Source organism: Thiovibrio sp. JS02 (genome assembly GCF_053485635.1).
The window spans coordinates 675,373-687,876 of record NZ_CM130715.1 but is presented as its reverse complement, the minus strand read 5'-3'; the positions used below and the strand labels follow the sequence as shown (position 1 = coordinate 687,876).

The 12,504-nt window shown below is 54.4% G+C and carries 9 protein-coding genes and 1 pseudogene; 3 read left to right on the top strand and 7 right to left on the bottom strand.

Annotated elements, in window-relative coordinates; all coding sequences use genetic code 11:
* Positions 1 to 10 precede the first annotated feature (10 nt).
* The 4 genes from ACUUL3_RS03335 to ACUUL3_RS03320 all read right to left on the bottom strand — a co-directional run bounded on the left by ACUUL3_RS03335 (position 11) and on the right by ACUUL3_RS03320 (position 3,886).
* A complete protein-coding gene (locus ACUUL3_RS03335; RefSeq protein ID WP_448554566.1) occupies positions 11 to 364 on the bottom strand; it encodes a MerR family transcriptional regulator in 354 nt (117 codons plus the stop codon).
* A 79-nt stretch (positions 365 to 443) separates the two neighbouring features.
* The gene (gene nrfD, locus ACUUL3_RS03330) at positions 444 to 1,628 is read right to left on the bottom strand and encodes an NrfD/PsrC family molybdoenzyme membrane anchor subunit (protein ID WP_448554564.1); all 1,185 of its coding nucleotides are present in this window, start codon (positions 1,626 to 1,628) and stop codon (positions 444 to 446) included.
* A gap of 1,045 nt (positions 1,629 to 2,673) precedes the next feature.
* Positions 2,674 to 3,105: a cytochrome c3 family protein gene (locus tag ACUUL3_RS03325; protein ID WP_448554563.1), complete on the bottom strand. Its 432-nt coding sequence runs from the start codon at positions 3,103 to 3,105 to the stop codon at positions 2,674 to 2,676.
* Between the two features lie 25 nt (positions 3,106 to 3,130).
* Entirely contained in the window at positions 3,131 to 3,886 is a 756-nt protein-coding gene (locus tag ACUUL3_RS03320) for a 4Fe-4S dicluster domain-containing protein (RefSeq protein ID WP_448554561.1), read from the bottom strand.
* Between the two features lie 368 nt (positions 3,887 to 4,254).
* On the opposite strand from ACUUL3_RS03320, the pseudogene ACUUL3_RS03315 reads away from it, so the two are divergent.
* Positions 4,255 to 4,956: pseudogene (locus ACUUL3_RS03315) on the top strand (PAS domain-containing protein); the annotation flags it as partial.
* Positions 4,957 to 4,965: 9 nt separating this feature from the next.
* Positions 4,966 to 6,657: a sigma 54-interacting transcriptional regulator gene (locus ACUUL3_RS03310; protein WP_448556425.1), complete on the top strand. Its 1,692-nt coding sequence runs from the start codon at positions 4,966 to 4,968 to the stop codon at positions 6,655 to 6,657.
* A gap of 88 nt (positions 6,658 to 6,745) precedes the next feature.
* Here the strand turns inward: ACUUL3_RS03310 and ACUUL3_RS03305 are convergent, their stop codons facing one another.
* Together ACUUL3_RS03305 and nrfD (ACUUL3_RS03300) are read right to left on the bottom strand one after the other, a co-directional pair.
* Positions 6,746 to 7,192, bottom strand: a complete 447-nt coding sequence (locus ACUUL3_RS03305; RefSeq protein WP_448554559.1) for a MerR family transcriptional regulator — start codon at positions 7,190 to 7,192, stop codon at positions 6,746 to 6,748.
* A 25-nt stretch (positions 7,193 to 7,217) separates the two neighbouring features.
* Positions 7,218 to 8,411 carry an NrfD/PsrC family molybdoenzyme membrane anchor subunit gene (nrfD, locus tag ACUUL3_RS03300; RefSeq protein WP_448554557.1) on the bottom strand — a complete coding sequence of 398 codons (1,194 nt, stop codon included), beginning with the start codon at positions 8,409 to 8,411 and terminating at the stop codon, positions 7,218 to 7,220.
* Positions 8,412 to 9,692: 1,281 nt separating this feature from the next.
* On the opposite strand from nrfD (ACUUL3_RS03300), the gene ACUUL3_RS03295 reads away from it, so the two are divergent.
* Entirely contained in the window at positions 9,693 to 11,690 is a 1,998-nt protein-coding gene (locus ACUUL3_RS03295) for a penicillin-binding protein 1A (protein WP_448554555.1), read from the top strand.
* A gap of 63 nt (positions 11,691 to 11,753) precedes the next feature.
* Here the strand turns inward: ACUUL3_RS03295 and ACUUL3_RS03290 are convergent, their stop codons facing one another.
* Positions 11,754 to 12,440, bottom strand: a complete 687-nt coding sequence (locus tag ACUUL3_RS03290; RefSeq protein ID WP_448554553.1) for a CBS and ACT domain-containing protein — start codon at positions 12,438 to 12,440, stop codon at positions 11,754 to 11,756.
* Positions 12,441 to 12,504: the final 64 nt, after the last annotated feature.

The following is a 12,504-nucleotide window of genomic DNA, read 5'->3' as shown; positions in this document are numbered from 1 at the left end:
GATCGCCGCTTCAAGCGGCGACATCTCCCGACCGCTCTTCCACGTTGATCTTCCTGGGAACCAGGCCACTGGCCATGAAGGCCGTGCATTGCTTTCTTTTCTCAAAGGGACAATCCGCGATATTCCAGCAGGGGGTGTACTGGAGGAGCTTCTTGATGGCTGCGATGCTGATGCCATGCTCATGGATCATGTCGCGCAGGCACTGAATCCACTTGATGTCGTCCATGGTGTAGTAGCGCCACTGTCCTTTTCTCAAGGGTCTGATCAGATTTTCCCGTTCGTAGATCCTCAGGGTCCTCGGATGCACCTCCAGCATTTTCGCCGCGGTCCCGATGGTAAAGATTGCTTTGTTATCTGGTATCATTTTCTCTCTCCGTGATGGATCCCTGCGGGCAGAGGGCATCTGCCCGCAGGACCGGTATTGGCAAATTTCAGCGCCTTGATTAATGATGAGCGCTGTGGCGGAAGGCTTTGCCGAAAAAGCGCTCGCCGAGCAGAAAGAGCGCACCCACCAGCCCGAAGCCACCGAGTGCGACCAGGAATTCCGCGGCAGAGGGGATATAGGAGAAGTAGGTGGGCAGATTGTCCCAGCCGCTGTAAACCGGCACGATCTGACCGGAGACAACGATATCGTAACGCTGGAAGTATGCGCCAACCAGTACCATGAGAGCCGCTGCCGAAAGCGCCTGCATGCTCTTCATGCGGGAAAGGGTCATAATTGCGATGGGAGCCAGCATGCCGACCACGGTTTCAAATACCCAGAAGTTGGTGGCCAGGGGACCCTGAAGAAGGCTCAGGGCGGCCAGACGGGCTTCCTCAGTGCCGCCGACAAAGGCAGAGATGAACTTCCAGGCGGTGGCAACCATAAGGAGAATCAGGGTGGTGAACATGACCTTGCCAGCGCCCTGCAGGCCATCTTTGGTGGTCTGGCTCATCTCTTCACCACGCATCTTATATGCCCAGTTGGTGAACATGATGATTGCAGCGGAACCGGTCATTACCGCAGAGGCAAGAAAGTAAACCGGCAGCTGGGATCCGTACCAGAAGGGACGCGCGGAAAGGGTCGCAAAAACCGCACCGAGGTTGGTATTTGCCGCAAGCTCGGCCAGAGCGCCACAAACACCGAGGGTTACGGCCAGGGAATATTTTTTGGTAAGGATCAGGTAAAATTCCACAAACATGAAACCGACCGCCATGCTGTACAGGGTTCCCATCCACCAGATATTGGAGGTCAGATTGGGTGAAAGCATATTATAGAGAAGCATACGATGCGGATTCTCGAGCTCAAGGCCGATGATGGCAAACCCACCGAAGATGACGGCGATCGAAAGATAAACCATCCGATTGGCAAGCGGGGTAAGCCGATTGCTGCCGAAAACATGGCTCAAAACAGCGAGCAAACAAAGACCGGTGGAGATGATGGCAAAATAAGCATAGTTGGCAATAAGAATGCCCCAGGGCATTTCACGGGTATTGTTGAATGCATGCTCATGCCCCACCACCTGGGCATAGAGGCCTGCGCCAATACCAACGGCGGCGAGAACCGCGCAAAGAATGGTAGCCTTGGTGACGGTCGGGGTCGCAACCTTCTCCTCAGCCACCTCAGCGATAGAAAATGTGTTCAACATGATTTTTCCTCCCTAAGATTGATACGTATTTATTGATACTTTATTTGATAACCCACTCCCGGCCCGGGAGTTATTTTTCTATTCTGTAAAAATCAAATTCAGCTCACTGTCTGTCGGTGCTGCTAAAAAAATTCCGTGGAAGGTCTACTTTTTCGGGCCGCCACCCGTTTGATTGAGGAGTAATTCCTCCCAGAATCTCTTTTGCTCCCTCTCCCCGGTCACCTCCTTTCTTGCGTATTGTTTCACTGAATTCAACAGGCTTTTTCCGCGTTGTGTCCCATGTCGAAAAGTCAATATAGCAATGGCCGTGCCAAGCGACCAAACTGCCCCCATGAAAATTTCGAAAAACGCGTTTTGCTTCTAGTTGCAACAAGTTAGAAATCTGTCTCTGTTCATTTGCAATACATTCGGAACAAAACGGGTTTCAGATAATTTACCGCGATTGGCTCATTTTGCGCACACAAGCCGCAGCGCAAAGACGCAAAAAAAGCCCAGTGCCAGCGAGGATCGCTCAAAAAGAAAATTGGATAAAAAATATGAAAAAACAACAAGATAGACTAAACAGGAAGGAGCGGACACCAAGGGGGGTGCGCGCCAGCGGAGTTGGGAAATCGCCTGGCCGACACAATCAAAAAATTAAAAAATTCAACAAGATAACCACTGAGAATTCCACCAATGGCGAAGATTGAGCCACACAGGGCAGAAAACCCCCGACAAAACCTTTTCCAGAATATTTTGCCCAACCATGCCAAATCACCGTGACATCAAGGGGGAAATTCTGAAGTTTTCAATGAATCAGCTTCGATTGACACCATCCTGGCCGAACCGCACAAAGACAGAAGAAGAAAGAAGGTGGTTTTCATGAATCAGAAGAGAACTAAAAACCAAGTTATCCTTTAATTTGACAATACTGACCAGCCGGTTGGCCAGACTGCGGATGGCACAAAAAAAGCGGAAGCCCAGCAAGGACTTCCGCTCAGATACACATTTCCAGTGGCCGCGGAAAAGCTTAAGGGCCGCGGGCACCGGTTTCAGTTGCTAAAACTTAATGCTTGCCGCCGGCCTCCCCCTGCGGGGCTGCGCCGGTCAAACGGTTATACCCCTTTACGCCCACATGACAGGTGGTGCAACGGGTATTGGAAGCAAAGGCGGTCTGGCCGTCATGGCAGGCACCGCAGTATTTCCCCTTGTAAAGCGACTCCATGGTGAAATCCTCATTCTGTTCCGCAGTACCGGCGGCCATTTCAAACATCTCACCGTTGTGACAGCTGTCACAGTCAAGACCTGCATCCATGGTGTGGGTCTTATGCAGGAACACAACTCCCTTCACCGGCTTCGCCCAGACGATGGGAGCCTTGGGACCATAGGTATCCTCATCGTATGCTTCCTCGGCAAAGGAAAGGCTTGAAAAAACAAGGAGACCCGCGGCGGCCAGCATGGTCAACATATTCAATACGCTCTTGTTATTGCGCTTCATTGTCTTCCTCTCTACTGATGAAAATTTAGTCGTTCACGTAGAACACGTTCGGCATGGCGCCGGTTTCGGGCCGCAGAACCCACACCACCTTCTCGGGCCTGTGGATCAGCTGGTACGCCTCGCTGTCGAAGTCGGTAAGATCCCCGAAAACACGCACACCAGCCGGACAGGCGGCAGCGCAGGCTGTCTTCTTTTCCCCTTTGGCAAGGCGGGTATCAACGCAGAAGTTGCATTTGTCGACAGCACGATTTTCTTCCTTGAAATAACGGGCATTGTACGGACAGGCCGCCATGCAGGTCTTGCAACCGATGCAGCGCTTATAGTCCATCATGACGATGCCGTTGGTCTTGTCTTTGTAAGTGGCGGTGGTAGGGCAGACCCGCACGCAGGGAGGACGGTTGCAGTGGTTGCAGAGCACCGGCATGAAAACACGCTCTTTTTCACCCCGCGCGATATCCCGCTCCTGCTCCATGATCTTGGTCCGGTAGCCATAGGAGGGAACATTGTTGGTGGCAACACAGGCTTCCATGCAACGTTCGCAGTCGATGCAGCGATTCTGCCGCATGACCATGGTATAATGGGGCTTGTAGGGAAATTTTCCGGCGGCAGGCACCGGCCCCATGGCACTCTGGGCATCACGCGCAGAGGTCAACGACAAAACAGAGCCCCCGACAAAGACACCGGTTACAGCCAGACCAAACCGCAAAAAACGGCGCCTCTCCTCAGAAGGAAGGGTTTCAACACCTTCGTTTTTGAGTTTTTCAAGATCACTAATCTTCATCCTCTCGTCTCCTCAACTGTATTTCAGAAGGGTGCTCGACCTCTTCCACCCTCCCAGAATTTTGATGCCCCAGAAGGAAGTTAAGCAATTAACCACTTCCTTAATTGCCAGGTTGTAAATTCTGGGTATTCTAATTTGACAAACCCGCATGTCAAGACAATTTTTTACCAACCCGGATACCCTCACGATTCCCAGCTTCCCGAACAGGCTGCCCCAAACGAAAACACGCTCTGCCCCAGGGAGAAAACTCGGTAATTCTCCCTTTCTGCAAGCATAGTCTTATTTTATTTGCTATATTTACACTCCCAAAAAATGGAATTCGAACTCCAGGACTGATACAGTCAAGACCCTCTACCCTCCGACAGGCAATGAAAACACAAGCCCCCCCCGCAGCCACCGCCCCTGTTGTCCAAGAAGCTGTTTTTACGGTGGATGAAAATTGGCAGATCACCTCTTTCAACAAGGAGGCCGAGAAACTTTTGGGCCTGGCCACCGGCGATCTCATCGGGAAAAGTTGCCGTGATGCATTCAGCGGCGCCGGCGGACTGGATGCCCTCTGCAGTCTTTATGGCCCGCTTGCCTCCGGCCGCGCCATGCACAACTTCAGCGTGGTGATGAAAAAGCCGAACAGCGAAGAATCCACCATAGCCCTGGTAACGGCGATTCCCATCCCCGACGGTACAGGGAAACTTTCCGGCGCAATCATCGCCATGCGAAACGCTGCGGACCCGAGCCAGAACAACTCTCTGGTGCTCGACAGCATCGCCGATGGCGTTTTTACCGTGGACAAGCACTTTCGCATCACCTCTTTCAACAAAGCCGCCGAGCAGATCACCGGCTGGAACGCCCAGGATGTTGTGGGAGCTTCCTGCCATGAAATCTTTCACTCCAGCATCTGCGGCGCGGACTGCATTCTGGCCCTGAGCGTGCGCGAGGGCAAATCAATCGTCAACCGTTCCATTTACATTCGGGGCAAAAACGGCCGCACCATTCCGGTCAGCATAAGCGCCGCTCCTCTTGTTGGTCCGGAAGGGGAAGTCATCGGCGGGGTGGAGACCTTCCGCGATGTCACCGCCAGCATGCAGCAGGACCTTATCCTGGAGAGTATCGCCGACGGCGTTTTCACCGTTGATCGCGACTGGAAACTGACCTCCTTCAACAGGGCAGCCGAACAGATCACCGGCTGGAAAAGGGAAGAGGTTATCGGCGAGTCCTGCAGCGCCATCTTCCACTCCAGCATCTGCGGCGACACCTGCATCCTTGCGCAAAGCGTGGAAAGCGGCACCCCCATCGGCAACCGCTCCATCTTCATCAAGGGCAAGGACGGCAACACCATTCCCATCAGCATCAGCGCCTCCCCCCTCACGGATCCGGAGGGAGATGTGATCGGCGGCGTGGAAACCTTCCGGGATCTCACCTCGGTCATGACCAAGGATCTGGTTCTGGAAAGCATCGCCGACGGTGTTTTCACGGTGGATCGCAACTGGAAGATCACCTCCTTCAACAGGGGGGCCGAAGCGATCACCGGTTGGAAGCGGGAGGATGCCATCGGCAAGTCCTGCAGCGATGTTTTTCACTCCAGCATCTGCGGCGAAAACTGCGCCATTGCGCAAAGCCTGTACAGCGGCAGGCCCGTGGCCAACCGCTCCATCTTTATCCGCGACATCGAGGACAGACAGATCCCCATCAGCATCAGCGCGGCCCCCCTGCTCGACCACGAAGGCAACGTCATCGGCGGCGTGGAAACCTTTCGCGACCTCAGCGTGGTGGCGGAACTGCGCAAGCAGCTTTCCCGCCGCTACACCTTCGGGGAAATCATCAGCAAAAGCGCCTCCATGCAGCGCATCTTCAACATCCTGCCGGAAATCGCCCACAGCGAGAGCAACGTCCTGGTGCTCGGCGAATCGGGAACAGGCAAGGAACTGGTAGCCCGGGCCATCCACAATTCCAGCCAACGCAGCAAGGGCCCCTTTGTCGCGGTCAACTGCGGCGCCTTGCCGGAAACCCTGCTCGAATCGGAACTCTTCGGCTACAAGGCAGGCGCCTTCACCGACGCGAAGCACGACCGCCCGGGCCGCTTCGCCACAGCGGAAAAAGGTACTCTTTTCCTGGACGAAATCGGCGACATCCCGGCCGCTCTCCAGGTGAAGCTCCTCCGGGTGCTCCAGGAAAAAGTCTATGAACCCCTGGGCTCAAACAAACCGGTAAAGGCGGATGTCCGGATCATTGCCGCCACCAACCGCGACCTGCAGACCCTTGTCCAGGAGGGGAACTTCCGGGAGGATCTCTTCTACCGCCTGAACGTCGTGAAAATCAATCTCCCTCCCCTGCGGGAGCGCATGGAAGACATCCCCATGCTCGCCGAACACTTCACCAAACAGTTCAGCGCCCAACAGGGCAAGGACATTGTCGGCATCTCCGACACCGCCTTAGGCATCCTCATGCGCTACAACTTCCCGGGCAACATCCGCGAACTCGAAAACATCATCGAGTACTCCTTCATTCTCTGCCACGGCGGATTCATCCAGCCCGAGCATCTGCCCGAGCCCTTTGCCCCCAAGGAAAACGAGTGCCTCCAGCCGGGAGTCATCCCCATGCACAAGCCGCAACCCCTGGAAGATATCGAAAAACAGGCGATTTTCCAATCCCTGGAGCGCAACCAGTGGCGGCGAATGGCGACCTGCCGCGAACTGAAGATCTCCAAGGACACCCTGCGACGCAAGATCCAACGCTATGGACTCAAAAGCCCATTTGACGAGGAACTTGACTGAGGCTGCTCCCATCGCACACAGCAAAAAAGGCCGGAGAGGAAACCCCTCCGGCCTTTTTTTGCCTGTTACTCGTTACTGACCAACTGTATCAACTGCGCCCGACCTGTTTTTTGCGGCCAGAACCGGTACCTTTTTTCGCCCGGTCGGCCGCTTTCGCTTTTTTTTCGGCCACCTCATCTCCAGCCACCCGCAACGAGCGCGGCACCGCATTATCGATGCGGGATTCGCAGATCTCGTGCACCTCGGCCGGACATTCGGCTATCTCCCAGCAGGGAGCGAGCGCCAACAACCTTTTCAGCCCCGGGATACTGATCCCCTGATCGTGGATCATGGAACGCAAACATGATATCCACTTGATGTCATTCAGGGAGTACAGCCTTCGGGATCCCTTTTGTTGGGGATGAATCAGTCCTTCTGCTTCGTAGATACGAAGTGTCCTCGGATGAACATCCAACAGCTTTGCTGCCACCCCTATGGGGTATATTGGCAAATCAGGCCGCAAAGGCTGGATGGCCGTTTTTTTCTTGGCCACCATAGTCCTTTTCTCCTTTGGGCTGTACTTAGTGATCCTCGGAAAGATGCCCCTTGAACAGCCGCTCACCCATGAAGAAACCCATCACACAGAGGCCCATTGCGCCTGCGGTGATGGCGATTTCATGCAGAGAGGGGGTGTATGAGAACAGCTCCGGAAGATCGACGACGCCCAGCCCATGGAAATGCGGGACAATCTGACCGACAACCACCAGATCGTAGCGCATGAAGAAAATACCTACGACACTGGAAACAGAAGCCCAGAAAAGAACCGGCAGGTTCTTTGCCCTGGCTGCCAGAATCATCACAAAGGGGATAACCATGCCCAGCATGATCTCGCCGAGCCAGAAGTTCACGGCATAGGGGCCGCTGACCAGGGACATCATGGCCTCATACTTTCCTGGCGGCTGACCGCTGATGCCGGAGATCATTTTCCAGGTGGTGAAAAACATGATGACGGCAATCAGGGTGGCACCAAGCTTGGCGGTGGCCTGCAGGGAGTTCTCGAGCTGCTGGCTCATCTTCCAGCCGTTTGCGCGGTAACCGAGCCAGTGGAAAAAAATAACCGCCGCGCAACCGGACATCATCGCGGAGGTAATGAAGTAGATGGGCATGTACGGACCATGCCAGAACTCACGGCCACCAAGAAGTCCGAACACGGCGCCGAGGTTGCTGTGCGCGGCGATACCGGCGACAACACCCATCAGGCCGAACATGCCGGCAACCTTATGGTTCTCCAACTGGAGCAAGGCGAACTCGACCAGCATGAAGAAAAGATAGGCGCCATACAGAGTCCCCATCCACCAGATGTTCGAGGTGAGGTTGGGGGAAAGCATGTTATAGATGGGCATGCGCCAGGGATTCTCGATCTCGAAGCCGATCACGAAAAAGCCCGCGATGATGGTCATGATGGCCATGAACACGGAACGCTTGGCAATGGGCTTGAAGGCCTCAACGCCAAACACGTGGCCAATGGAAGACACCAGACACAAACCGGTGGAGGTTACAACAAAGAAAACATAGGCGGCAATCAGAAGGCCCCAGGGGACCTCGCGGGTAACGCCGTAGGCATGCTCGTGGCCGATGTACATGGCATGAAGCCCGGCAGCCAGACCAAGAGCGGCAAGAAAACCACCAATGGCAATGGTGGCGTTGTAGGGGCGGGAAGGGGCGGCCTCAAGCCCTCCCTCCTGCGGCAGAACATTTGTTAAGAAGTTATTCATGGGACAACACTCCTTTTGAAATTATTTGATCTTCATGTAATCCAGAATGATGAAAACCTTACTCGTTACCCTCCTAAGAGGTTTTCAGGGCAACGTTTCCTCATTGGCCTGGATCAACGGTTTGATTTTGAGATCAAATAAGGTATGGAGCGCTGAACACCCGATCCAAAAAGCTAAAAACAGTAGACCTTCCATCTTTTTTCTCCTCAATCAAACAACCTGATCTTCCAGGCTATTGGTTCATCGTAGACTCGAACGGAATGGCGGTCCCGGACGAATCCCTGCATCGATTTACCTTGTATTTCTCTCTCCCCGGGCCCTCCTTTTGTTGAGATTTTCCATTCTAAAAAATTCGGGGGAATTTTTGCCCCCACCAAGTTCAAAACCTACCTCAATTTAAAAAATGGAAAACACCATTGTCAAGTTTTTATTCTTTCGATATTCCAGTTTTTGATACTTTCATGATTCGATTTAAGCCCACTGAGGCATTGCGCAAAAACAGGGAAAGCGAATATCGACTTTTCTTGACAACCCATTCAGGCAGAGATTTAACCAAAAAAATCTTAAAAAACAAACAGATAATGAAATAAAAAAATCTTCTTTGATTTCAGAAAGTTCCACTCACCAGCGGCAAAAATCCCTTCCCCAGACACCACGGGCATTCCCAAAAATACCCTTCATGACGCAAAATGAGCATACAAAACCAAGCCGTATGGATCATAATGCGCCATCAGCGTACAACTTCCTCCTTCCGACAACATGGGGCACAAGAGCGAAACAAGGAAAAGCCATGATCTAACCAATTGGAACAAAATGACATCTCAAAAAAACCGCCATAATTCTCCACAAACAAATAATTCTGGCACACCAATTGCTTTTACAGAATCCATAAGGGAGAACAGGCCCCCTGGGGCCAAGTGAGAACCAGACAAACGACCTTCTGTCTTTCCGTTCCCGAACGGTTCTTCTCATTCCATCTTCCCTTCCCCTCAACAAAGGATCCCGGGTGGCGGCCCGTGATCCTTTGTCATTTACAGACCCCTCAAGCAGGCCCTCCGGCGCCACTTCCCAAAAAAACATCGTGACCTGCCACAAGCAGCCCTGTATTATTACAGAAATTTTCGACCATCATGTACTCAACGAGCCAAGGGACAAAGGGTTACAGTGCCCCCAGCCAAACCTATCCGCAAGCAGCCGCAACAGAGTGCTCCGCGCCCTCCCACAAAGATCAGGATTTGGAACCATATCCAACTCACCATACTCCTGCTTGCGGTAAGCTTTGTGCTTACCCTGTGCATTGCAGGCACCTTCTACCTCTTCATCTCCCTCAATATTCCGGCAATCAGCTCGCTTTCCAACTACAGGCCGGCAACCTCTTCCTATATATATGATGCGGCCCGCCGGCCCGTGGCACGTCTGTTCAGACAGAACCGGACCGTTGTCCCCCTTTCCCGGATGCCGCCTCTGCTTCCCCAGGCCTTCGTGGCGGCGGAAGACTCCCGTTTTTATCAACACAGTGGCGTTGACGCATGGTCCGTGATCCGGGCACTTATCCACAACATCCGTTTTGGCGAGCGCGGACAGGGGGGCAGCACCATCACCCAGCAGGTTGCGAGAGCCCTGCTGCTATCCCCTGAAAAAACCTATTCCCGCAAAATCAAGGAAGCAATTCTCGCCTATCGGATAGACAAGGCCTTGAGCAAGGAAGAAATCCTGCACATCTACCTCAACCAGATCTATCTTGGCAGCGGCGCCCACGGGGTGGAAGCCGCGGCCCAGGTTTACTTCGGCAAACATGTGCAGGAACTGAACCTTGCCGAAATGGCACTGCTTGCCGGCCTGCCGCAGGCCCCCAGCCGCTACTCTCCATTCCGCCATTTCAAACTGGCCAAACGCAGACAGGCTTACGTCCTGAACCGTATGGCCGAAGAGGGTTACATCACCCCGACCCAGGCGAGAAAATCATTTGCCCAGACGCTGTTCTGGGGCTCGGATCAGGAATTCCCGGAAGAAAACAGCTATTACCTGCAGCATGTGCGCAGCTATGTGGAAAACACCTACGGTAGCGAAATGCTGCTCTCCGGCGGCCTGCGCATCTACACAACGCTCGACACGGAGCTGCAAAAAGCAGCGGTGATGGCGATCAAACGGGGCACGGCAAAATGGGTGATCCGGCAGAACTCCGCCACCCGGACCGCAACCCTGCCGCAGGCGGCCCTGGTGGCAATGGAAGTAAAGACCGGGTTGGTCAAGGCCCTGGTCGGCGGTACGGATTTCGGCAGAAGTCAGTTCAATCGGGCCACCCAGGCCCGCCGCCAGCCGGGCTCCGCCTTCAAGCCCGTTATTTACGCGGCAGCCCTTGAACAGGGGATGACTCCCGCCACCATGATCGTGGACGAACCCCTCCAGCTGCGCGGGGCAAGCGCCGGCGAACACTGGGAACCCAAAAATTTCGACAACACCTTTTCGGGCCCCACCTCCTTCCGCAACGCCCTGGTGCACTCCCGCAACATCGTGACCATCAAGATTCTTCAAAAAATCGGTATTGCCAACGCCATTGATCTGGCCCGCAGACTGGGGATCACCTCGCCGCTGCTGAAAAATCTTTCCCTGGCCCTCGGCTCCTCAGGGGTGTCCCCCCTGGAATTGACCCGCGCCTACACCGCCTTTGCCAACGGCGGCAAACTGCCCACCCCCATCTTCATTGAAAAAATTGTCGACGGCAGCGGCAGGGTCCTGGAGCAGCAACGGCCCCAGTTCAGCGAGGCCATGGATGCCCGCACCGCTTATCAGGTCACGAGACTTCTGGAGGGAGTTATCGAGGAGGGAACCGGGAAAGGAGTTCGGGAGCTGGGAGTTCCCGCAGCCGGAAAAACCGGGACCACCGACCAGAACATGGATGCCTGGTTTGTCGGCTACACGCCTGAAATCGCAACCTGCGTCTGGGTGGGACACGACCAGAAAATCCCCCTGGGCGCCACGGAAACCGGCGGCAAGGCAGCCGCCCCGATCTGGCTCGACTTCATGAAGCAGGCGACGCAACGCTACCCCGTTACCGGAGGGTTCAAAGTCCCCCCCGGCATCGTCATTCTGCCGCTGGACAACAGCACCGGACTTCGCGGCCTCAGCATGGAGGGGGCCGACATCTCCCTGGAGGCGTTCAAGGAGGAGCAACTCCCCTGGCAAACTCCCCCCCAGGCAGAGGACATCTTTGATAATGAGGAGCTTGGCGGGGAATTTTCCGACGGCAAAGAAGCGACCGAACCCCTCGCACCATAAAAAAAGCCCCGCCATCCGTGGACTCCGGAGGCAGGGCTTAAAATGCGCCTTGCAAGGTAAAAGTCAGACAGCCCGTTTCCGGGGCAGATTTTTCAACTCGTCCTTGCCGCAATAAACAACGGTAAAGGACTCTTTCAGATTCTTGGTCACCTGCTCGGCCTTGGCCTCATCATCGGAGATAACCCGGATCGCCACCCGCTTCTTGCCTTCCGGCGCATCCTCAAAGGAGGTGAGGATGCTGATCACCCGGGTATTGTACTGACGGAGGCTTTCGATAACCTTGGTCACCGAACCCGGGGCATCAGGCAGATCGAGGACAAACTGGATGGCCCCATCCTTGATGCCGGTGCTGTGGATGAACCCGCGCAGGACATCGGTCTCACTGAGCAGACCGACAAGATTGCCGACTGCATCCACCACCGGCAGGCCGGAAATCTTGCCCTCAAGCATAACCAGCGCGGCTTTTTCCAGGGTCTCATCCAAGCTCAGGGTCAACGGATTCGCGGTCATGACATCCTTCACCTTCATTTCAGAAAGCAGGTAGTACAATTCGTGGATATCAAGCGAGGTTGTCTTGGAAGGAGAGGCATCTTTCACATCGCGGTCCGTGACAATCCCGATCAACTTCCCATGGGAAACCACCGGCAGGCGGCGGATGCCGTTTTCCTTCATGATCCGGGTGGCACGCATCAAAGAGGTATTCTCGTCCACGGTCAGGACATCTTTTGCCATCCAATCTTTAATCAACATACAGGGATATCCTCCTTAAAAAATTATGCAGCCAAGCTCAGGACAGAGCAATTTTCATCAACTT